Consider the following 21,094-nt stretch of genomic DNA (forward strand, 5'->3'; position numbering starts at 1 on the left):
AGACCCGGTTCCCCCGCGTTCCGACCCGAGCGTTATTATGCTGCAGTGCGAAAGGCAAGGTGTGGCAGCGAAGCCCGGCGACTACAATCGATTAAGCAAAAGCTGCGTCGAAAAGACTTGCCGGATCGCTGCCCAGGATATAGAACATATAGGGAACAAGTTGGGAGCAGCGTGATGAAACTCAACGGAAAACTCGACTATCTCGAACTGCCCGCGACCGGCGCGACGCTGGACAGCGTCAAGGCTTTCTACAGCGCCGCCTTCTCGTGGTCGTTCACCGATTACGGGCCGACCTATTCGGCCTTCGGCGAAGGGCTCGATGGCGGCTTCCAGGCCGATGCAGCGGAGGCGCCGGCGAAACCATTGCCGGTGCTCTATTCGCAGGATCTGGAAGCAACGCTCGACGTTGTCGAAAGCGCCGGCGGCACGATCGTCAAGCCGATATTCTCGTTCCCGGGCGGCAGGCGGTTCCATTTCACCGATCCCGCTGGCAACGAGTTGGCGGTCTGGGGCGAATAGCGCGTCCCCGCGCCAAGCGGTGGATCAGTTTTGCACAGTGGCCAACTCGGCATTGAGCTTTCGTGCCGCTCGTCCTATAAGGCCGCGCGCAACGGGCAAAGCTCGCTTGCTGGGGCGTCGCCAAGTGGTAAGGCATCGGTTTTTGGTACCGACATTCCCAGGTTCGAATCCTGGCGCCCCAGCCAAATCACATGCCTTTGGAATCAATGATTTACCGACCTTATCGATGGCTGCCGTCAGGAGCTATCTGACTCCCACGCGACCCCGACTCCGTTGACAGAGCCGGGGCCGTGCGGAGAGGATCAGTAATCGTTGTCGTCCTGGATGACGACGGGATGATGCCGATGATGTCGATAATAGCGATGATGGCTGCGCTCGATCGAGCCGGTCACGATGACCGTATCCCGGCGATGATGTCTGCGGCCGTGGTCGTAGAAGGCAACCGTGCCGTGTCTGCGGTGATGAAGGCGTTGACCCTGGTCATTGATGACCTTTACGCTCCTGTGATGATGTCGATGGTGGGTCGTGATGACCACGTCAGCTTCGGCTGCCGGAGCTATCGTCGGCATGGCAATGAACAGCGCCAAGGCGCTCACGATCATTGTTTTCATTGTAATATCTCCACCTGCTAATTATCCCTTCGCGGGGATAACCGCGTCCCATCCCTTTGGTTCCGAGTAGCGTCGTCGGTCCACGGGCGCGATCAGTGACGGCTGCTCCCGTGCAACACGGCGTATCGAAAGAAGAAGTTGCGACAGCAGCTCCTGTTGGCAACTTCTGGTAAAGGCGCTCTTTCAAGCCGACCACCAGGGTTACGCCACTCGACAAAGGAGCGCTGCACAGGACCCTTCTATGTCGTCGCGTTCGATCTCCTGATCTGTGACGGGAAACACCCGTCTTGCGAGGAAGACCGTCGGCACAATTTGTGAGATTTACGAGACCAATCAGGCCATCTTAGATCGCCTAAGTCGGGCCGTCTCAGATCCCGTAAGAAAGTGCAAGGTAAACCACCGGCGCCAAGATCAGCAGAACCGCGATTCCGATAACCACTGCGATTGCCAGGCGCTCTGTTCGCCTGACAAGCTCAGCGACCTTGTCGTCGTCAGCCGATGGTATGAGGTCAAGAACGGAAGAAACCTCCGCAGGACTGTCGTTGTCGTTTGCGGGTCGGGTTGCGCCGTCACGCACAGATCTCTGGACAAAGGTCACTGTTAGCCTCGCTATTGAAACGCACGCCGTTGGCGGTGTCACGACAATCGGGTGCCCGCTAACCTCTCAGGAATGGCGGGCACCCGATTGACCACCGATGAAGGGACTCATGCTCGGCAGCCCGGTTCCAATGTATCGGGAGGGCATAGGTTGCCCGCCTTCAGGCCTATGGCTCCGACGTCAGGACTTCAGTCATACCCTGTTCGGACCTTGGTCTGGCAATCGACGAAGCGATGGCCGCCATTTTGTTTCGACGCAGAAAATGCGGGAACATTAGTAGGCTCTTACGAGTTCACTCCCAGCAACTAGTTCGGGAGAGATACGGTGAACAACATAATCTGGCTCATCGGAGCAGTCGTTATCGTGATTGCGATACTGAGCTTCCTGGGCTTCCGATAAACGTGGCAGCTGAATTGCGGTCGGAGCCTATTGCCATCTGCGCCTTGTAGGCCTCGCTTTCGCGTTGGCCGGGCGCTTTGCATGTGGGCTTTGGCGTTCGCTCTCAGGTGGCGCTTAAATTCCTTCTCTTCGAACCTTACAGAATGCGCGTCGCAAGCAGGTCGCAAGGGCGACGGTCCTATTGCAACAGTCGGATCGACGCCATCGCCGACGAAATCAACAAAGCATGCTGCGTCAGCTCGCCTCGCGCATCGCCTCGGCGGCCTGCAGATCGACCGAGACCAGTTGGCTGACGCCCTGCTCGGCCATGGTCACGCCGAACAGGCGGTTCATGCGCGCCATCGTGATCGGGTTGTGGGTGATGATGACGAAGCGCGTCTCGGTGGTCGCGGCCATTTCGTCCATCAAATTGCAGAAGCGCTCGACATTGTGATCGTCGAGCGGCGCGTCGACTTCGTCGAGCACGCAGATCGGCGCCGGATTGGTCAGGAACACCGCAAAGATAAGCGACATCGCCGTCAGCGCCTGCTCGCCGCCGGACAGCAGCGTCATGGTCTGCGGCTTCTTGCCGGGCGGACGGGCCAGGATTTCGAGCCCGGCTTCGAGCGGGTCGTCGGATTCGATCAGCTGCAATTCGGCCGTGCCGCCACCGAACAGATGCGAGAACAGCCGCTGGAAATGGCCGTTGACCACCTCGAAAGCGGCAAGCAGCCGTTCGCGGCCTTCGCGGTTCAGGCTCTGGATCGCTTGCCTGAGCTTGCGGATCGCCTCGATGATGTCCTCGCGCTCGGAAACGATGGCCTCCAGCCGGTCCGACAGTTCCTTCTGCTCTTCCTCGGCGCGTAGATTGACGGCGCCGAGCCGCTCGCGCTCAACCTTCAGCCGGTCGAGCTGGCGCTCGATGTCGGCCATTTCCGGCATCGGGCTGTCGGCTTCCAGGCCGGTATGGCGGATGACCAAATGCGGCGGCGTGTTCAGCGTTTCCTGGATGCGCGCCTCGACCTCGAGCCGGCGCTCGTCGGCGGCGGTCAATCGCTCTTCGGCGCGGACGCGGGTTTCGCGGGAATCGGCCAGCGACTGGATCGCCGCGGTGGCGGCCTTGTCCAGCTCGGCCTGCTTGGTCTCGGCCTCCTGCAAGCGGTCGGCGGCCGCCTTGCGCAAGGTCTCTGCCTCGGTCAGCTGCGACAGCAGCGCGCGGCGCCTGGCGTCGATCTCGTCGGGGGCGTCGGCCAGCGTTTCGCGCTCGGCCTCGGCCTCGGCCCTGCGCTCGCCGAGCGAGGCGATCTGCGTCGAGGCGTTTTCGGCCCGCTGCAGCCAGTTGCTGCGCTCGGCGCCGATGGCATCGAGCCGGCGCGTGCGCGCCTCGGCTTCGCGGCGCAGGCCTTCATGGACGGCACGCGCGTCGGCCAAGGTTGCGCGATCGCGGCTGACATTGGCGGCGGTCTGTTCGAGCTGAAGTTGCAGGTCGCCGAGATCGGGGGCGTCCTGCAGCAGCATTTCGGCCTCGGCGAAGGCGGCGGCCGTTTCTTCATGGCTGTCGACGATTCGCGCGCGCGCCTCGTCCAGGGCGGCGCGGCGGCTTGCCAGCTCGCCACCGGCCTTTTCGGCCTCGGCCAGCGCGCTGCGGGCGGCGTCCAGGCCGTGCTGGGCATCGCGCCCGGCCTGGCGGGCGTTGCGTTCGGCCTCGCTCGCCTCACGCAGCGCCTGTTCGGCCTGGGCAAGGGCAGCCTCTGCCTCACGCATCATCTGCGTCGCCTGCACCGCCTCGGCATCGAGCTCGGCCAGCCGGTTCTTCTGCGCCAGCCTCTGCGCGGCCGCGGTCGGTGCATCGGCGCTGGCGGTCAAGCCATCCCAACGCCACAGCGCGCCGTCACGGCTGACCAGCCGCTGGCCGGGGGCAAGCAGCGTCTGCAGGCGTTTGCCGTCCGCCGCATCGACGATGCCGATCTGCGCCAACCGGCGGGCAAGCTGCGAAGGCGCGCGCACCACGCTGGCGAGGCTCTTGAGGCCTTCCGGCAAAGCCGCATCGCCTGGTTCAACCTGGCTTTCGCCCCAATGCACCGGCGCGCTGCGGTCGAGCGGCACGTCGAGATCCTCGCCAAGCGCAGCACCGAGGGCCGTCTCATAGCCGCGTTCGACGCTGAGTTGCTCCAGTACCGACGGGAAAAGATCGCCGCTGGCGGCATTGAGGATCTTGGCCAGCGTGCGGGCTTCGGTCTCGATGCCGGCGAGTTCGGCCCTGGCATCCTGCAGCGGCGGACGGGCGGCACTCTCGGTGGCGCGCGCCTCGGCGACCGCCTGTTCGGCAGCAATGGCGCCGGCCTCGGCCTCCTCCAACCGGGCGAGCGCGTCCTCGACCAGAGCGCGCTTCTCGGCGGGATCGGGCAAGCCCGCAATCTTCGACACAATCTCGGACAATTCGCGGTCGACATCGGCCAGCTGGCGGGCAAAGCGATCGCGGCGTTCGGCGTTTTCGCGCAGCGTTCGTTCGATCTGATTGCGCGCGGCGGCGGCCTCGGCGCGTTCGGCGGTCAGCGCAGCGAGCTTGGCTTCGCTCTGCGACAGCGTTGCGCCGGCCTGCTCGAAAGCGGCCCGCGTCGTGGCCTCGCGTTGGGCGGCGCCGGCATTTTCGGAATTGAGCGTGGCTTCTTCCTCGCGCAGGCGCTCAAGAATATCCGCATTGTCGCGGACCATGCGCTCCTCGCGCGCGATGTCGCCGTCGAGCTGCTGCAGCCGGCGCTCGAGTTCGGCCTGGCGGGCGCGGATGCGGCCTGCCTCCTCCTCGATCTGCGCCTTGGCGATGGACAGGCGCTGGAAGGCGGCGGCAGCCGCGGCCTCGGCGTCACGCAGGTCCGGCAGCCGGTGGGCGCCGATGCCTTGCTCCCGGGCGGCAGCCATCTGGGCGGCGGCGCGGTCGCCGACCAGAGCTGTGGCAACCGCCAGCGCCGAACGCGCATCGCCCTCCTGGGTCTTGGCCAAGGTCCAGCGCAGATGCAAGAGCGTGGCTTCCGCCTTGCGGATATCGGCCGACAGGTTCTTGAAGCGCGATGCCTGGCGCGCCTGGCGCTTAAGGCTTTCGATCTGGCTCTCCAGTTCGCCGACGACATCGTCCAGCCGTTCCAGATTTTGTTCGGCCGCCTTCAGCCGAAGCTCGGCCTCGTGACGGCGCGTGTGCAGGCCGGAAATGCCGGCGGCCTCTTCGAGCAGCGCGCGGCGCGCCTGCGGCTTGGCCTGGATCAGTTCGCCGATGCGGCCCTGTCCGACCATGGAAGGCGAGCGCGCGCCGGTCGACTGGTCGGCGAACAGAAGCTGCACGTCCTTGGCGCGGGCTTCCTTGCCGTTGATGCGGTAGAGCGAGCCGGCTTCGCGCTCGATGCGGCGCGACACCTGCAATTCATCGGCGTCGTTGAAGGCGGCGGGCGCGGTGCGGTCCGAGTTGTCGAGGAACAGCGTGACTTCGGCGGTGTTGCGGGCCGGGCGCGTTCCCGAGCCGGAAAAGATCACGTCGTCCATGCCGGACGCGCGCATGTTCTTGTACGAGCTTTCGCCCATCACCCAGCGCATCGCCTCGACAAGGTTCGACTTGCCGCAGCCATTCGGCCCGACAATGCCGGTCAGGCCGCGTTCGATGACGAACTCGCCGGGTTCGACGAAGGATTTGAAGCCGAGGAGGCGAAGGCGCGAAAACTTCATTCGCGCCTGCCTATAAGGCACAAAGGTGCGCTGACGCCGAAGCGCAGTCGCTCCGGCGCCGCCTGGACGTCAGAGCAGAGGGTCGATGATGGCCGATATTTCCTCAATCGACATCGCACCTTTGTAGGTTTTCCCGTTGATGAAGAAGGTCGGCGTCGAGTCGACCTTGAATTCATCGGCGCCGCGCTTCTGGACCGATCTCACATCGTCCAGAAGTTTCTGGTCCGTCAAGCAGGCCTCGAAGGACTCCTGTGTAAAACCGGCGAGCTTGGAGATCTGCAGCAGCGCATCCTTGGTATTGTTGACGCCGACCCAGTTGGCCTGCTGCTTGAACAGCACATCGACCATCGGGAAATAATTGTCCTTCGAACAGCGCGCCAGCATGAAACCGGCCTCGGCGCTTGGATCGAACGGGAATTCGCGCAGGATGTAACGCGCCTTGCCGGTGTCGATGTACTTCGTCTTCAACTCAGGGAAGGTGGTCGCGGCGAAATGCGCACAATGCGGGCAGGTCATCGAGGCATATTCGACGATGGTGACCTTGGCGTCATCCTTGCCGAGCTGCTTGTCGGGCAAAGCGCCGGGCTTCAGCAGTTCGGCCATGTCGACATTGCCGGAAGACTCCGGGACCTTGACGGCGGCCAGCGTGGCAGGCGTCGAAGCAGGCGCGGGAGCCGCAGGCTTCACATCCGCTGCTTTGGCATCCTCGCCTGAATCGCTGCATGCGGCGAGCATAGCCACTGCCGGAATGACGGCCAGCGAAGACAGGAGGTTTCTGCGGGACAAGCTACGGTTCATGCGAATCACCTGACTGTGGTTTGATTTTGCAACGCAAAGGCTAGAAAAGGCGAGAGTTGGCGGGAATTAAGGCATCGCCGTCCCCATTCCAATCGCCAAACTCTACATGCAGGATCACGAATGCGCGAGATAGATGACGCGTTCATGACCGACTGATTTCCAGTTGATTACCTTGGCCGCTTCCTTTGGCCAAGAATTGTGGCGCCAAGACGCTCCAGCGAGGCGCGCAAGCCTTCATCCTCGATCTTGCCGACGGTATCGGACAATTTGGCCTTTTCGACAGGAGTCAGTGCTCTCGGCGACGGTTTCGGCCGGGCTTTGTCCCCCAGCACCGGCTTTTGCACGATCCGGATCCTGCCGATCGCGTTGAAGCCGAGAAAGGCATTGACGCGGTTGATGATCTCGCCGGTCTCGTGCTGTAGGTGCAGCGCGGCCATGCCCTCGCAGGCGATGACCAGCACCGCCGGCTCGAACGGATCGTCCTCATGCATGCGGCGCGGCCACTGGATTTTTTCGGGGCGCGAATGGCCGGCGAGCCTGGGGCCGGCGATCTCTTCCCATGACTGCACCAGCCCGATCGAAATGCCGGCCCGCTTGCGCAGCACGGGGTCGAGGATCGCGGTCGCGAGATCGCTCACCGGAACGGGATTGCCGTAAGGCGTTCTCCCTGCCATGTACGTTCTCCAGCCACGCTCCTCACCAGCCTAGAGCCAGCCCGCGATCAATGGCACTGCACGAACAGACCCGCAAGGCCGCATCCGGACCAACTCTATCGGGAGAGATCGCCGCGCGTCTGCTTGCCTGGTACGACGCGCACCATCGCGAACTGCCGTGGCGGATCACGCCGCACGCCGCGGCCGGCGGTGCACGGCCGGACCCCTATCGCATCTGGCTTTCGGAAGTGATGCTGCAGCAGACCACGGTCGAAGCGGTAAAATCCTATTTTCGCGCCTTTGTCGAGAAATGGCCTGATGTGAAGGCGCTGGCGGCTGCGCCGGCCGAGGATGTGATGAAGGCCTGGGCCGGGCTCGGCTATTATTCACGAGCGCGCAACCTCAAGGCCTGCGCCGATCTGGTTGCGAGCCAGGGCGGCCGTTTTCCCGACAACGAAACGGGATTGAGGGAATTGCCGGGGATCGGCGCCTATACGGCGGCGGCGATCGCGGCGATCGCCTTCGACCGTCCGGCGGCGGTCGTCGACGGCAATGTCGAACGTGTCATCTCGCGGCTCTATTCGATCGCAACGCCGCTCAGCGAGGCAAAGCCTGAAATCCGCGCGCTCGTCGAAAGACTGGTTCCGCAGACAAGGGCGGGCGACTTCGCCCAGGCAATGATGGACCTTGGCGCCACGATTTGCACGCCAAGACGGCCGCGCTGCATGCTGTGCCCGGTGCGCGAGGATTGCAGCGCCATCCTGTCCGGCGACCCCGAGCGCTTTCCGGTCCGCCTGCCCAAGGTCGACAAACCACTCAGGCGGGGTGCCGCCTTCGTCGCCGAGCGCGGCGACGGCGCCATCCTGTTGCGCAAGCGGCCTGACAAGGGCTTGCTCGGCGGCATGACCGAGGTGCCGACCACAGGTTGGACAGCACGGATCGACGGTGCAACCACTTCGGAGGCAGCGCCCTTCCCTGCCGACTGGCGGCGCGCTGGAGAGATCGCGCATGTCTTCACCCATTTCGCGCTCGAGCTCGAAGTTTTTCACGCTCAAGTGAAAAGTGATGCGCCGGAAGGGCATTTCTGGTCGCTGGCCCATGACATTTCCGGAGAAGCGCTGCCGACGGTCATGAAAAAGGTCATCGAAGCAGCGATACCGGGCGCAACCAAAAAGCACCGCCCCATTGACTAGCATTCGCTTTGAAAGGCCCGAAATGACTGAAATCCGCCATATCGTGTTCGACATCGGTCGCGTCTTGCTCCACTACGATCCGAACATTCCGTTCAGCCGCCTCATTCCCGATGCCGAAGAGCGCAAGTGGTTCTTCGACAATGTCTGCACGCATGACTGGAACATCGAACAGGACCGTGGCCGGACGTGGGAAGAGGCGGAAGCGCTGCTGATCGCGGATTACCCGGATCATGCTGAAAACATCCGCAATTTCCGACGCTATTGGAACGACATGGTGCCGCATGCCTATGAGGACAGCGTCGCCATCATGCTCGGCCTGATCGAGAGCGGCCACGACGTGACCATGCTGACGAACTTCGCCGCCGACACACTTGCCGAGGCACGACTGCGCTTCGATTTCCTTAGCCGCCCGCGCGGCGTGACCGTGTCGGCCGATATCCGTGAGATCAAGCCCGACCGCGCCATCTACGACCATCACGTCGCCGCGTTCGGTCTCGAACCGTCAGCCACGCTGTTCATCGACGACAGCCCCAGAAATGTCGATGGCGCCAGGGTGGCCGGCTGGAATGCTGTGCTGTTCACAGATGCAAAGACGCTCAAGGCGGACCTTGAGCGGTATGGCATCGCGACCTGAGCTACGCAGAGGGGTCGAAGGTAGCGCTTTATGGCGCCCCCCTCTGCCCTGCCGGGCATCTCCCCCACGAGGGGGGAGATTGGCAGCCTCGCCGACGGCTCTTTCTTACAACGTTGAAGGTTGGCGAAAACAATGAAGCGCGCGATCTCCCCCCTCGTGGGGGAGATGGCCGGCAGGCCAGAGGGGGGCGCCGTAGGGCGCCGACCTTTATGTGGTAGCGTCAGGCCCCTGCCCGCTCCATGCCGAGCCTGGCGATGCGGCGCAGTTCGTCGATCGGGGTCAGGCCGCCCGAGCGCTCATAGTGCCAGAAGGTCCAGCCGTTGCAGGCGTCCAGGCCCTGCACTTCGGCGCCGATCTTGTGGATCGAGCCGGCGCTGTCACCGATGGCAACCGTGCCGTCGGCGCGTACCTTGGCCGACCAGCGCTTCTTGGCATCGTAAAGCGTGGCGCCGGGCTGCATAAGCCCGGTATCGATGAGGCTGACAAAGGCGACGCGCGGCTCGGCGCGCTTGCCGGTGAGCACGGCGAGATCGGCGCTTTCCAGCGGCCGCACCGCATCGATGCGCTCGTTGGCGGCGTCGATATAGGCCTGTTCGCGCTCGATGCCGACGAAATGGCGGCCAAGCCGCTTGGCCACGGCGCCGGTGGTGCCGGAGCCGAAAAACGGGTCGAGCACGATGTCGCCCGGCTTGGTCGAGGCCATCATGATGCGGGCGAGCAGCGCTTCCGGCTTCTGCGTCGGATGCAGCTTGTCGCCATTGTCGTTCTTCAGCCGCTCGCCGCCAGTGCAGATCGGGAACAGCCAGTCGGAGCGCATCTGGATGTCGTCGTTCGATGCCTTCATGGCTTCGTAATTGAAGGTATAGCCCTTGCCCTTCTGGTCGCGCGAGGCCCAGATCATGGTCTCATGCGCGTTCTGGAAGCGGCGACCGCGGAAATTCGGCATTGGGTTGGTCTTGCGCCAGACGACATCGTTGAGAATCCAGAAGCCGAGATCCTGCATCTTGGCGCCGACGCGGAAGATGTTGTGGTAGGAGCCGATGACCCAGATGGTGCCATTCGGCTTCAGCACGCGGCGTGCCGCCAGGAGCCAGGCGCGGGTGAAGGCGTCATAGGCCTCGAAACTCTCGAACTGGTCCCAGTCATCGTCGACGGCGTCGACCTTGGACTGGTCGGGCCGGTGCAAATCGCCGTCGAGCTGCAGATTGTAAGGCGGATCGGCGAAGATGACGTCGATGGATTTTTCCGGCAGCCGATCGAGCGCGGCGACACAATCGCCCTTGAGGATCGTGTCCAGCCACTCGGATTGCTGGGGGGCGTGGGAGAGGTCGGCGACAAGACGCACGGCAGACATTTTTACACCCAAGGCACGCGTTACTGTTTACTCCCCGTTATGGTTACCGATCAGCGTAAATATTCGGTGAAGGACGCAACGGGCCAAGCAGCCCTGACGTCGTCAATTTGCGCAGCCCGGCCCGTTGGTGTATGTCGCGCCGCTTGAGCCTTGCCGGGCCTCTCATCACCCTCCCTCGTTCGGATGCCATGCCCCAGCCAGACCTTGTCATCTTCGATTGCGACGGCGTGCTCGTCGATTCCGAAATCATCGCAGCCCGCGTCGAGGCCGAATTGCTGACCTTGGCCGGATATGAAATCTCGGCCGAGGAATACGCCGAAACCTATGCCGGACTGACCTTCAAGGACATCATGATGCGGGTCGAGGCAAAATCCGCGATCCCGTTCCAGGCCTCGATGATCGACCGGGCCGAAGAGCTGGTTGACCGCAAACTGCGCAGCGACGTGCGCGCCATCGACGGCGTGCGCGAGGCGGTCGCCGCGGTCACCGCGCCGCGCTGCGTCTGCTCGAACTCACGCTTGGAGCGGATCGAGTTCATGCTGGAGAAAGTGGGCCTGCTGCCGTTCTTCGCCGGCCGGATTTTTTCAGCGCTGGAAATACCAAGCAAGAAAACCAAGCCCGCGCCGGATGTGTTCCTGATTGCGGCGGAGCAACTCAACGCCAATCCGGCAAACACCTTCGTCATCGAGGATTCGGTGCACGGCGTCACCGGCGCCAGGGCCGCCGGCATGCGCGTGATCGGCTTCACCGGCGCCGCGCACAGCTATCCCGGCCATGCCGATGTGCTGACCGAAGCCGGAGCCGAAACCGTCATCCGCCGCTGGGCCGAACTGAAAAGTGTGATTGCCGCTCTGTCGGAGTGGTCGGACGCCTGAACCGACCAGTCCTTGGCTTTGGCCGACCTGGCCGGTTTCTTCTTAGCCCTGTTGTAGGCAATCGCGGCGCGGACGAGCGCTTTCAGCGCATCCGCATCGATCACGTCGCCCTCCGACACATCGATGGCGCGCCACACCTTGCCGTTGAGCCCGTTGTTGAACAGCCTGTCGGGATCCGGCAGGCTGGCGCCGTGAGAAAAGGTCAGCTTCACCTTGTCCTTGTGAGCGTTGCCGACGGCGATCATGCCGTCTCGTGACCATACCGGGCTGCCCATCCACTTCCACTCCTCGATGATTTCCGGGTCGGCGTCGAGGATGGTCTTGCGCAGGCTGGCCAACGTCTTGCCCCGCCAATCGTCCAGCTCCCGGATTCGGGCATCTATCCGCTCGGAGGCAGAGGCGCCTCCCTCGTCGTTGCTCGACATGCTGATCTTCATGGTCTGCCTCCGTTCACATCTTCTCGCCGGGCAATCGGCTGGCCTGGTTCACCCAGGAGGCGAAGCGGGCTTCGTCGATCTCTTCGCCTTCATGGATGTCGAGATACCGCACTTCCTTTTGCCTGGAACCGCCGGGAGGCACAGGATCGAGCGACGTGCCGCGAAAGAAGGCGACTTTGACGTATCTGGTGAAGCAATGCAGGCTGAGGAACCAACCCTCGCCCTCGATGCCATAGAACGGTGAGTTCCACTTCACCGCCTTGCAGACGCCGGGGACGGCGCTGACGATAAGTGCGTCGATCCGGCGCCCGACATCGCTTTTCCAGCCCGGCATGGCAGCAATATATGCCTGCACCGGAGCGTCCCCATAGGCCTTCGGGATCTGCGGGTTGCCGCCCGAAAGCAGGACCGGCTTTTCCGGCTTGTCTGGGGCCGGTTTTGCGACCTTCGATTTTCCCGGCGCCTTGGCCATGTCCTACCCTTGCGCGCCCTGCTCGCCACGCGATCTCGCGACGTAAGGCAGCACGAACATGTAGAGGCCGCTGAACAGCAGCAGGAATAGCGGCAGCAGCGGCGAATAGACCACCCAGGCCGGAGGTTGCCCGAACGCCATGGTGATGAAATTGGCTGCCACGGTCAGCGTGAAGATGATCGACAGCCAACGATGGGTTTGACGTATCCATTTGCTCAAATTCATTGCAACCTCCTCTTGAAACCAGCGCCTACCAACGCGCCAGCTGGGTGATCTGGATCAGATTGCCGCAGCTGTCGTTGAGCTGGGCGATGGTCGAGCCGGTCACTTCTGTCGGCGCCATGGCGAACGCACCGCCGCGTCCCTTGATGCGCTCGTAATCACCCTTGACCTCGTCGGTGAACAGCATGAGCGCGGGCTGCCCCTGCTTGAAGATGGCCTGCTGGTAGGCCTCGGCGGCCGGGTTGTCGTTGAGCGCCAGCTGTAGCTCGGCTCCCTCGGGCTCATCGGGTGAGATGACGGTCAGCCAACGAAAAGGCCCATTGCTGAAGTCGGCCTTCACGGCAAAGCCCAGCACGTCGGTGTAGAAGCGCAGTGCGTTGTCCTGGTTGTCCACATAGACGCTGGTCAGCTTGATCTTCATCGATTTACTCCTTTTTGCATTCGGTGCCCCGCGATCAGGGCATGGTACCGGCAGGCTTCAATCCGGCTTCGCCAGGACCTGCTCCAGCTTGGTGAGGAATTGCTGCCACCCGGCCCTGGCGCCGCCATAGGCCTGCTTCTGGCTCGGATGGAAGCCCGACTGCTCGACGCGCAGATGGGTTCCCGAGCTCGTGGGTGTGAGCGTGAACGTCACCACGCTCGTCAGATTGTAGGCGGCATCCTCATGCGCAAAATCCCAGCTGTAGGACAGCGTCCTGTTTTGCTCGATGGCCAGCACCTCGCAGTCGAGCACGCCGCCCCAGTCGCCGCGAAGATTGAAGCTGTGGCCGACGACAGGCTTGAAATCGTTCTTCATGAGCCATTCCTCAATCAGATGCGGCTGCGTCAACGCGCGCCAGATCTTCTCCGCCGGCCAGGATATTTCACGTTCGACGACGACGGTGCGCAGCTCGGGATTGCTCACTGGTCCATCCTTTTCAGCAGGCTCTCGAGATCATCGAAGCGGCTCTCCCAGAATCCAGTCATTTGAACTGTCCAGTCGGTCAGCGGGCCAAGTGCCGCGGGCTGGGCGCTGTAGTGGGTCTGGCGTCCGGCGTGGCGGTCACGCACCAGGCCGGCCAGCTTCAGGACGCCGAGATGCTTCGACACCGCCGGTTGCGAGACCCCGGACTGCGCCGTCAGCGCCCCCACGGTCTGCTCACCTTGGCGGCACAAGCGCTCGAAGATGGCCCGCCGAGTCGGGTCGGCAAGCGTTCTGAACAAAGTATCGTGGGCGTCCGGCATCGGGATCAATAACCTGCGAGCTATTGATTGACGTATAACCGCCGGGATATGGATGAGTCAAGTGCGCTGGCGGAATGGATCGAGATTAAAGCGCAGACGCGACCTGCCGCAGGCGCACGCCTGCAGGATTACGATCGGATCGTTTGGATCTTTCAAAGAGTTGACCGGCACCGTCGCAGCAGCGACGGCGCCCAGGCGCTTAGTTCGTCGCGGGAGCGCGCTTCTTTTTCTTGCCGGACTTCTTGTCCGCCGCCGCCGGCGCGGTGTCGTCATAGCCGGCATAGACAGTGTAATCCCGGGCGGAGGGTTCGGGCACGACGACGTTGGGATCGGTGAACACGAATTGGGTGGCGGTCGAGGGATCGCTGACCTGGATCTGATAGGGGTGAATTTGCGAATAAAGCACGTCGGGGCCGTGCATGACGGCAATGCGGATCGGCATGGTGATGGTGCCGGGGGCGAACAGCGGTCCCGGCACGATCTTGCCGGCAACGCCAACCTTCATCGTCAACTGGCCGTTGGCACGGCTGCAATCGCGGCTCACATCGCTGATCGAGGCCTGGTAGATGATCTTGGCCGGATCCTTGTTCGGATCGACGATGGAGCCGTCAGGCGCCGTCTGCGCGGCGGCAGCGGCCTCGGCATCCTGTGCCGCATCAGCCTTTTTCTTTCTCGGCTGCGGCGCGCCCTTGGCGTAGGTATTGAAGTAGGCGGTGCCATCGCGCACCGTCACTTTCGGGCAGTAGGCCTGCAACTGGCTGGCGAGAACCTTGGGATCCTGCGGCGGTATTGGCGCATTCGGGTCGGTCTTCTTGCCGAAACCGAGATTGAGGATGCCATTGTCGCTCGATTGGCAACCGGCGGCGGCAAGCATAAAGCCGGTGAGCGCCAGACCCGCGACAAAGCGACGGTTGAACTTGTGAAACGCCATGAAACTGCACTTCCCTCTCGCAAAGTTGGTGACGTATAGCAACGCCACGGCAAAAATGCGACTGAGCCGGCTCGGAAAATTAACCAATTGCCGTGGATGAACCGGCGGCAGCAATGGACCTTGACGATGCGCTATGTGAGTACCCGCGGGGATGCACCCGTGCTTGGATTTGCCGACGCGGTGCTGGCGGGGCTGGCCCGCGACGGCGGGCTTTATGTGCCGCAGACATGGCCGCAGTTTTCGGCAGCCGAGATCCGCGCCATGCGCGGCCTGCCCTATGCGGACCTCGCCATCCGCGTGCTGACGCCGTTCCTCGGCGGCGAGATCGCCGCACCCGTCTTCGAGCGCCTGGTGCGAGAAGCCTATGCCACCTTCCGCCACCGGGCCGTCTGCCCGCTGGTGCAGACCGGCGCCAACACGTTCATCCTCGAGCTCTTCCACGGTCCGACGCTGGCCTTCAAGGACGTTGCCATGCAGCTGCTTGCCCGGCTGATGGACCATGTACTGACTGAGCGTGGCCAGCGCGCCACCATCGTCGGCGCGACCTCGGGTGACACTGGCGGCGCCGCCATCGATGCCTTCGCCGGCCGCGACCGAACTGACATTTTCGTGATGTTCCCGCATGGCCGCGTCTCGCCGGTGCAGCAGCGGCAGATGACGACATCGACTGCCGCCAACGTCCAGGCGCTGGCGATCGAAGGCAATTTCGACGATTGCCAGGGCCTGCTGAAGGATATGTTCAACGATCATCGTTTTCGTGATCGCGTGTCGCTGTCGGGCGTCAATTCGATCAACTGGGCCCGCATCATGGCCCAGATCGTCTATTATTTTTCCTCGGCGCTTTCGCTCGGCGCGCCGGACAGGCCGGTCTCCTTTACCGTGCCGACCGGCAATTTCGGCGATATTTTCGCCGGTTACGCCGCCAAGAAGATGGGCCTGCCGATCGAGCGGCTGATCGTCGCCACCAACGACAACGACATATTGGCGCGCACTTTCGCGACCGGTGAATACCGCACCAAGGGTGTGTTTGCGACGACGTCGCCATCGATGGACATCCAGGTATCGTCGAACTTCGAGCGACTGCTGTTCGAGGCCTGCGACCGTAACGCAGAGACGGTGCGGCGTTACATGGCCGGCCTCAAGCAATCCGGCGCCTTCACCATCGAAACCGCGGAAATCGACCGGATGCGGTCCGAATTCGACGCCGGACGCGCTGATATGGACGAGGTTGCCGCCACCATCCGTTCAACGCTCGAATCCAGCAATTATCTGCTCGATCCGCACACGGCCGCGGCCGTGCATGTCGCCGCCGGCAAGGCTGACGGTGCAGTGCCGATGGTGGTGCTGGGCACGGCGCACCCGGCCAAGTTCCCGGCCGCGGTCGAAGCCGCCTGCGGCGTGTCGCCGGCCCTGCCCGCATGGCTGGGGTCCTTGATGTCAGCCGACGAAAAGTACACGGTACTTCCATCCGACCTGAAAATGGTGGAAGATTACGTGAGCCGCCACTCAAGGGCAGCGCGTTAGGGAGTACTTGCCATATGGGTGTTGAGGTAAGCCGTCTGTCGAACGGCCTGACAGTCGCCACCGAAACCCTTCCAAGCCTCGAATCCGTTGCCCTTGGCGCCTGGGTCAAGTCCGGCGCCCGCAATGAGCGTGACGACGAGCACGGAATGGCCCATCTGCTCGAGCATATGGCCTTCAAGGGTACGAAAAGGCGGACGGCCTTCGAGATCGCCTCGGAAATCGAGGATGTCGGCGGCGAGATCAATGCCGCCACATCAGTCGAGACGACGTCCTATTACGCCAGGGTGCTGTCCGACGATGTGCCGCTGGCGGTGGATATCCTTGCCGATATCCTGCAGGAGTCCGAATTCGACCCGGAGGAACTGGAGCGCGAGCAGCATGTGATCCTGCAGGAGATCGGCGCCGCGCACGACACACCCGACGACATCGTCTTCGACCGTTTCACCGAGACCGCCTTCCGCCACCAGACGATCGGCCGCTCGATCCTCGGCACGCCGGAAACCGTCAAATCCTTCACCTCCAAACAGCTGCATGATTTCATCGAGCGCCAATATGGCGCCGAGAAGATGGTGATCGTGGCGGCCGGCGACATCAAGCACGACAATTTCGTGCGCGAGGTCGAAAAGCAGCTCGGCGGTTTCCGCAGCAAGTCCGACAGCACGATGCCGCAATATGCGCAGTATGTCGGCGGCGATTTCCGCGAGGATCGCGACCTGATGGACGCGCAGATCGTGCTCGGCTTCGAAGGCCGAGCCTATCATGTGCGCGATTTCTACGCTTCGCAGGTGCTGTCGATGATCCTCGGCGGCGGCATGTCGTCCCGGCTGTTCCAGGAGGTCCGCGAAAAGCGTGGCCTGTGCTATTCGGTCTATGCCTTCCACTGGGGTTTTTCCGATACCGGCATCTTCGGCGTTCATGCCGCGACCGGGCAGAGCGACATTGCCGAACTGGTGCCGGTCATTATCGACGAGCTGCAGAAGGCCGGCGAGAATATCCTTCAGGAAGAGCTCGACCGCGCCCGCGCGCAATATCGCGCCGGCCTGATCATGTCGGCTGAAAGCCCGGCCAGCCGCGCCTCGCAGATCGCCAGGCAGCTGCTTCTGTTCGGTCGGCCGATCGCCAAGGAGGAATTGATGGAACGGCTGTCGGCGCTGACCGTCGAGCGGCTGACCGACCTTTCGTCCCGGCTGTTTTCGACCAAGCCGACGCTGACCGCGGTTGGACCGGTGGGTACGCTCGCGCCCTATGAGGCGATTCTCGATTCGCTTGCGGGCACGCACACCACGGCCCGCAAGCTCGCCGTCTAAGCCTTCAAGCGCCGGTGTTCGCGCTCCCTTTCTTTCGCCGTGACCTGCCGGCACTGAAAGGCGACCGGGTCATGCTGCGCGTGCCCTACACCAACGACTATCGCGAATGGTCAGCGGTGCGCGGCGAAAGCCGTGCCTTCCTCGAACCGTGGGAGCCGCGCTGGACGCCCGATGAACTCGACCGCACCGCCTGGCGGCTGCGCATCGGCCGCTACCGCGAAGACTATGCGCAGGGGACAGCCATCGCCTTCTTCATCTTCGAGAAGGCGAGCGGCAAGCTTGCCGGCGGCATTACGCTCGGCAATATCCGCCACGGCGTCTCGCAAAGCGGCCATGTCGGGTACTGGATCGGGGAGCGGTTTGGCGGCCGCGGCCTGATGACCGACGCGGTCAAGGTGGTCTGCCGCTTCGCCTTCGATACGCTGAGGTTGCACCGGATCGAAGCTGCCTGTATTCCCGACAATGTCCGGTCGATCCGCGTGCTTGAAAAAGCCGGATTCCGGCGCGAAGGACTTCTGCGATCCTACCTCAGGATCAACGGCGTCTGGCAGGACCACTACCTCTACGCCCGGATCGCGGACGATCCGCCGGGCGCTGGAACGAAGGACTGATTTTTGACGAATTTCCTGCGAAACGGGTCGCTGTTGGCCTTTGTTCTGGCGGTTGTCGTCACGCTTTGCGCGGCGCTCCCGGCCTTCGCCGTCGAACCGATCAAGATTGCCCGCGACGATGTCGCGCTCGACCTGTCGCGCGCCGTCGAGATTTACCGCAACCAGGGCGAAAACTTCCAGGTGTCGACCGCACCCGGCCCCGATGGCATCGTCCGGCGCATCGAGGTCGAGGCCAATGACGCGCGCTCGAGCGGTGACTGGGCGGTGTTCGCGCTCGCCAATACCACCGACCAGCAGCTTGACCGGCTGATCGTGGCGCCGCATTTCAGGCTGGTGAATTCCGGCATCTTCTGGCCCGATCTCGGCGCCACCCGCATCGCCGCGATCACACCCAGCGAGGGCTTCGCGCTCGACCGCCAGTCAAGCTCCGACGCCGACGTGTTCCGGGTGACGCTGAACCCGGGAACGGTGATCACCTTCATCGCCGAACTCGCCTCGCCGAAGCTGCCGCAGGTCTATCTATGGGAGCCGGAAGCCTACAAGGACTCGGTCAATTCCTACACGCTGTTTCGCGGCATCGTCATCGGCATCGCCGGGCTGCTGGCGCTGTTCCTGACCATCCTTTTCGTCGTCAAGGGAACCTCGATGTTTCCGGCGACAGCCGCACTTGCGTGGGCGGTACTTGCCTATATCTGCGTCGATTTCGGCTTTCTGAACAAGATCATAGAGATATCGCCCGGCAACGAGCAGATGTGGCGGGCGGGAACGGAGGTGGCGCTTGCGGCGACCTTCGTGGTGTTCCTGTTCGCCTATCTCAACCTCAACCGGTGGCACGGGCATTTCAGCTATGGCGCGCTGGTCTGGATTCTCGGCCTGGTGCTGATCGCGGGTGTGGCCATCATCGATCCGGCCGTCGCCGCCGGTATTGCCCGGCTGTCCTTTGCCGCCACCGCGCTGACCGGGCTCGGCCTCATCATCCTGCTCGGTCTTCGTGGTTACGACCGTGCGATCATGCTGGTGCCCAGTTGGGTGATGGTGCTGCTATGGCTGTGCGGGTCGTGGATGGCGATCACCGGCATGCTCGACAACGACATCGCCCAGCCGGCATTGGGCGGCGGGCTGATCCTGATCATCCTTTTGATCGGCTTCACCGTCATGCAGCATGCCTTTGCCGGCGGCGCGCTGCATCAGGGCCTGTTCTCCGATCTCGAGCGCCAGGCGCTGGCCGTCGCCGGCTCCGGCGACACGGTGTGGGACTGGGACGTGCTGCGCGACCGCGTCGTCACCAAGCCCGACGTCAGCATCCAGCTTGGCCTGGCGCCCAACAGCCTGGGGGGTGCGGCCCGCAACTGGCTGCCGGTGCTGCATGCCGACGACCGCGACACGTTCCGCACCACCCTCGACGTGGTGCTCGAACATCGGCGCGGCCGGGTCTCGCAGAATTTCCGCCTGCGCGGCGCCGACGGGCACTACCACTGGTTCTTGCTTCGGGCGCGGCCGGTGATCGGCTCGGATGGCGAAGTGATTCGCTGCGTCGGCACCATGGTCGACGTTACCGAGCAGAAAAAGTCCGAGGAAAGGCTGCTGCACGATGCCGTTCACGACAATCTGACCGGCCTGCCCAACCGCGAACTTCTGATGAACCGGCTGGAAGCCATCATCTCGATCGCGCGCACCGAAGAGAAGGTGCGCCCCACCGTCTTCGTCATCGACATCGACCGTTTCAAGCAGGTCAATGACGGGCTTGGCATCTCGGCCGGCGATACCATCCTGCTCACCATTGCGCGCCGCTTGCACCGGCTGTTGAAACCTAAGGATTCGCTGTCGCGCTTTGCCGGTGACCAGTTCGCCCTGATGCTGCTCTCCGAACAGGAACCCTCCCGCATCGCGGCGGTGGCAGACGCCATCAAGCACGCCATCAACAACCCGATCACCTTCGCCAAGCGCGAGATCGTGCTGACTGCCTCGATCGGCCTGATCACCTGGACCTCGGCGCAGACTTCGGCAGAAGACATGGTCAAGGACGCCGAGCTTGCCATGCACCAGGCCAAGCGCTTCGGCGGCGACAGGATCGAGCCGTTCCGGCCGGCCTTCCGCACCGTCGGCACCGACCGGCTGCAATTCGAATCCGATCTGCGCCGCGCCATCGAGCGGCGCGAATTCACCCTTGCCTACCAGCCGATCGTGCGGCTGGAGGACGGCAGCATTGCCGGCTTCGAAGCGCTGCTGCGTTGGGACCATCCGCGCCGCGGCATGATCCCGCCGGGCGATTTCATCCCGGTCGCCGAAAGCTGTGGCCTGATCGTGCAGCTTGGGCTGTTTGCCATGCAGCAGGCGGCCGAAGATCTCGCCGGCTGGCAAAAGCAGATCGGCGACACCCCGCTGTCGGTGTCGGTCAATCTGTCCAGCCGCCAGCTGATCCGCCGCGACCTGGTCAGCGATGTCCGCTCGGTCATCGCCCGCGCCAATCTGAAGCCGCGCTGCTTCCGGCTCGAACTTACCGAATCGCTGGTCATGGACAATCCAGAGCAGACCTCGCATGTGCTGACCAAACTCAAGCAGCTCGGCATCGGCCTGTCGCTGGACGATTTCGGCACCGGCTATTCCTCGCTCGCCTATCTGACCCGCTTCCCCTTCGACACCATCAAGATCGACAAGAGCTTCGTCGACGACGCGACGCCGAAGCGGGCGGTGCTGCTCAAATCCATGGTCAACATGGCGCATGAACTCGGCCTGTCGGTGGTGGCCGAGGGCATTTCCGACGAAAGCGATGCGCTGGAATTGCGCCAGATGGGCTGCGAATATGTGCAAAGCTTCATGTTCGGCGCGCCGATGCCAGGCGACCAGGTGCTGAAGGCGTTGAAAGAACAGTACCCGATGACGCAGGCGTGATGGGTGAGGCATGCGTCGTGCAGGCGCGTGGTTACATTGGAATGAACCCCGAAAATTAGCTGAAGCGACCGCGCCTTCGTCATCCTGGGGCGAAGCAAGGAGCGCAGCGACGCAGCGCAGACCCTAGGATGACGAAAGTGGCGGGCG

19 protein-coding genes, 1 tRNA gene and 1 pseudogene are annotated in these 21,094 nt (G+C 63.2%); 9 read left to right on the forward strand and 12 right to left on the reverse strand.

Annotated elements, in window-relative coordinates; genetic code table 11:
- The first annotated feature begins 174 nt into the window (after positions 1-174).
- Both NKI64_RS08150 and NKI64_RS08155 read left to right on the forward strand, forming a co-directional pair.
- The gene (locus NKI64_RS08150) at positions 175-519 is read left to right on the forward strand and encodes a VOC family protein (RefSeq protein WP_023670692.1); all 345 of its coding nucleotides are present in this window, start codon (positions 175-177) and stop codon (positions 517-519) included.
- Between the two features lie 110 nt (positions 520-629).
- Positions 630-704: transfer RNA gene (locus NKI64_RS08155), tRNA-Gln, on the forward strand.
- A gap of 117 nt (positions 705-821) precedes the next feature.
- Here NKI64_RS08155 and NKI64_RS08160 read toward each other — a convergent pair.
- The 4 genes from NKI64_RS08160 to NKI64_RS08175 all read right to left on the reverse strand — a co-directional run bounded on the left by NKI64_RS08160 (position 822) and on the right by NKI64_RS08175 (position 7,292).
- Positions 822-1,130: a hypothetical protein gene (locus tag NKI64_RS08160; protein ID WP_023670691.1), complete on the reverse strand. Its 309-nt coding sequence runs from the start codon at positions 1,128-1,130 to the stop codon at positions 822-824.
- 1,231 nt (positions 1,131-2,361) lie between these two features.
- On the reverse strand, positions 2,362-5,820 hold the full coding sequence (gene smc / locus NKI64_RS08165) for a chromosome segregation protein SMC (RefSeq protein WP_352667483.1): 3,459 nt from the start codon (positions 5,818-5,820) through the stop codon (positions 2,362-2,364).
- Positions 5,821-5,889: 69 nt separating this feature from the next.
- On the reverse strand, positions 5,890-6,618 hold the full coding sequence (locus NKI64_RS08170) for a DsbA family protein (RefSeq protein ID WP_031203554.1): 729 nt from the start codon (positions 6,616-6,618) through the stop codon (positions 5,890-5,892).
- 167 nt (positions 6,619-6,785) lie between these two features.
- Complete coding sequence (locus NKI64_RS08175; protein WP_031203552.1) at positions 6,786-7,292, reverse strand: DUF721 domain-containing protein; 507 nt, start codon at positions 7,290-7,292, stop codon at positions 6,786-6,788.
- Positions 7,293-7,342: 50 nt separating this feature from the next.
- Here NKI64_RS08175 and mutY point away from each other — a divergent pair, with 50 nt between their 5' ends.
- Both mutY and NKI64_RS08185 read left to right on the forward strand, forming a co-directional pair.
- Complete coding sequence (mutY, locus tag NKI64_RS08180) at positions 7,343-8,464, forward strand: A/G-specific adenine glycosylase (RefSeq protein ID WP_352667487.1); 1,122 nt, start codon at positions 7,343-7,345, stop codon at positions 8,462-8,464.
- A 22-nt stretch (positions 8,465-8,486) separates the two neighbouring features.
- Positions 8,487-9,098: an HAD family hydrolase gene (locus NKI64_RS08185; RefSeq protein WP_023701993.1), complete on the forward strand. Its 612-nt coding sequence runs from the start codon at positions 8,487-8,489 to the stop codon at positions 9,096-9,098.
- Positions 9,099-9,318: 220 nt separating this feature from the next.
- On the opposite strand, the gene NKI64_RS08190 is transcribed toward NKI64_RS08185, so the two are convergent.
- Complete coding sequence (locus tag NKI64_RS08190) at positions 9,319-10,452, reverse strand: site-specific DNA-methyltransferase (protein ID WP_023727472.1); 1,134 nt, start codon at positions 10,450-10,452, stop codon at positions 9,319-9,321.
- Positions 10,453-10,640: 188 nt separating this feature from the next.
- Between NKI64_RS08190 and NKI64_RS08195 the strand changes: the two genes are divergently transcribed.
- Complete coding sequence (locus NKI64_RS08195; RefSeq protein ID WP_023830053.1) at positions 10,641-11,327, forward strand: HAD family hydrolase; 687 nt, start codon at positions 10,641-10,643, stop codon at positions 11,325-11,327.
- 17 nt (positions 11,328-11,344) lie between these two features.
- Here NKI64_RS08195 and NKI64_RS08200 read toward each other — a convergent pair.
- The 7 genes and pseudogenes from NKI64_RS08200 to NKI64_RS08230 form a co-directional block, all read right to left on the reverse strand.
- Positions 11,345-11,752: pseudogene (locus NKI64_RS08200) on the reverse strand (DUF1801 domain-containing protein); the annotation flags it as partial.
- Positions 11,753-11,777: 25 nt separating this feature from the next.
- Entirely contained in the window at positions 11,778-12,236 is a 459-nt protein-coding gene (locus NKI64_RS08205; RefSeq protein ID WP_352667491.1) for a DUF1801 domain-containing protein, read from the reverse strand.
- A gap of 3 nt (positions 12,237-12,239) precedes the next feature.
- A complete protein-coding gene (locus tag NKI64_RS08210) occupies positions 12,240-12,461 on the reverse strand; it encodes a hypothetical protein (RefSeq protein ID WP_023668396.1) in 222 nt (73 codons plus the stop codon).
- Between the two features lie 25 nt (positions 12,462-12,486).
- Complete coding sequence (locus NKI64_RS08215; RefSeq protein ID WP_352667494.1) at positions 12,487-12,879, reverse strand: VOC family protein; 393 nt, start codon at positions 12,877-12,879, stop codon at positions 12,487-12,489.
- A gap of 57 nt (positions 12,880-12,936) precedes the next feature.
- Positions 12,937-13,362 (reverse strand): SRPBCC family protein, encoded by a 426-nt coding sequence (locus tag NKI64_RS08220; RefSeq protein ID WP_023668398.1) that lies wholly within the window; start codon positions 13,360-13,362, stop codon positions 12,937-12,939.
- Positions 13,359-13,682: an ArsR/SmtB family transcription factor gene (locus tag NKI64_RS08225; RefSeq protein ID WP_023668399.1), complete on the reverse strand. Its 324-nt coding sequence runs from the start codon at positions 13,680-13,682 to the stop codon at positions 13,359-13,361. The genes NKI64_RS08220 and NKI64_RS08225 overlap by 4 nt, the downstream gene beginning before the upstream one ends.
- Positions 13,683-13,881: 199 nt before the next feature.
- On the reverse strand, positions 13,882-14,613 hold the full coding sequence (locus NKI64_RS08230; RefSeq protein ID WP_023668400.1) for a hypothetical protein: 732 nt from the start codon (positions 14,611-14,613) through the stop codon (positions 13,882-13,884).
- Between the two features lie 126 nt (positions 14,614-14,739).
- Between NKI64_RS08230 and thrC the strand changes: the two genes are divergently transcribed.
- Genes thrC through NKI64_RS08250 form a run of 4 tightly spaced genes read left to right on the forward strand, consistent with a single transcriptional unit; the run spans position 14,740 to position 20,947 of the window.
- The gene (gene thrC / locus NKI64_RS08235; protein ID WP_023754850.1) at positions 14,740-16,137 is read left to right on the forward strand and encodes a threonine synthase; all 1,398 of its coding nucleotides are present in this window, start codon (positions 14,740-14,742) and stop codon (positions 16,135-16,137) included.
- Positions 16,138-16,151: 14 nt separating this feature from the next.
- Positions 16,152-17,444 (forward strand): M16 family metallopeptidase, encoded by a 1,293-nt coding sequence (locus tag NKI64_RS08240; RefSeq protein ID WP_023668402.1) that lies wholly within the window; start codon positions 16,152-16,154, stop codon positions 17,442-17,444.
- A gap of 14 nt (positions 17,445-17,458) precedes the next feature.
- Positions 17,459-18,055 (forward strand): GNAT family N-acetyltransferase, encoded by a 597-nt coding sequence (locus tag NKI64_RS08245; RefSeq protein ID WP_352667499.1) that lies wholly within the window; start codon positions 17,459-17,461, stop codon positions 18,053-18,055.
- Between the two features lie 3 nt (positions 18,056-18,058).
- On the forward strand, positions 18,059-20,947 hold the full coding sequence (locus tag NKI64_RS08250) for an EAL domain-containing protein (protein WP_023754851.1): 2,889 nt from the start codon (positions 18,059-18,061) through the stop codon (positions 20,945-20,947).
- The last annotated feature ends 147 nt before the right edge of the window (positions 20,948-21,094 follow it).

The organism is Mesorhizobium sp. M0478, from assembly GCF_040321305.1.
Taxonomy (GTDB): domain Bacteria; phylum Pseudomonadota; class Alphaproteobacteria; order Rhizobiales; family Rhizobiaceae; genus Mesorhizobium.

Coding starts and splice junctions, on each gene's coding strand:
- NKI64_RS08150 (WP_023670692.1), top strand. CDS start 175: ATGAAACTCAACGGAAAACTCGACTATCTCGAACTGCCCGCGACCGGC.
- NKI64_RS08160 (WP_023670691.1), bottom strand. CDS start 1,130: ATGAAAACAATGATCGTGAGCGCCTTGGCGCTGTTCATTGCCATGCCG.
- smc (WP_352667483.1), bottom strand. CDS start 5,820: ATGAAGTTTTCGCGCCTTCGCCTCCTCGGCTTCAAATCCTTCGTCGAA.
- NKI64_RS08170 (WP_031203554.1), bottom strand. CDS start 6,618: ATGAACCGTAGCTTGTCCCGCAGAAACCTCCTGTCTTCGCTGGCCGTC.
- NKI64_RS08175 (WP_031203552.1), bottom strand. CDS start 7,292: ATGGCAGGGAGAACGCCTTACGGCAATCCCGTTCCGGTGAGCGATCTC.
- mutY (WP_352667487.1), top strand. CDS start 7,343: ATGGCACTGCACGAACAGACCCGCAAGGCCGCATCCGGACCAACTCTA.
- NKI64_RS08185 (WP_023701993.1), top strand. CDS start 8,487: ATGACTGAAATCCGCCATATCGTGTTCGACATCGGTCGCGTCTTGCTC.
- NKI64_RS08190 (WP_023727472.1), bottom strand. CDS start 10,452: ATGTCTGCCGTGCGTCTTGTCGCCGACCTCTCCCACGCCCCCCAGCAA.
- NKI64_RS08195 (WP_023830053.1), top strand. CDS start 10,641: ATGCCCCAGCCAGACCTTGTCATCTTCGATTGCGACGGCGTGCTCGTC.
- NKI64_RS08205 (WP_352667491.1), bottom strand. CDS start 12,236: ATGGCCAAGGCGCCGGGAAAATCGAAGGTCGCAAAACCGGCCCCAGAC.
- NKI64_RS08210 (WP_023668396.1), bottom strand. CDS start 12,461: ATGAATTTGAGCAAATGGATACGTCAAACCCATCGTTGGCTGTCGATC.
- NKI64_RS08215 (WP_352667494.1), bottom strand. CDS start 12,879: ATGAAGATCAAGCTGACCAGCGTCTATGTGGACAACCAGGACAACGCA.
- NKI64_RS08225 (WP_023668399.1), bottom strand. CDS start 13,682: ATGCCGGACGCCCACGATACTTTGTTCAGAACGCTTGCCGACCCGACT.
- NKI64_RS08230 (WP_023668400.1), bottom strand. CDS start 14,613: ATGGCGTTTCACAAGTTCAACCGTCGCTTTGTCGCGGGTCTGGCGCTC.
- thrC (WP_023754850.1), top strand. CDS start 14,740: ATGCGCTATGTGAGTACCCGCGGGGATGCACCCGTGCTTGGATTTGCC.
- NKI64_RS08240 (WP_023668402.1), top strand. CDS start 16,152: ATGGGTGTTGAGGTAAGCCGTCTGTCGAACGGCCTGACAGTCGCCACC.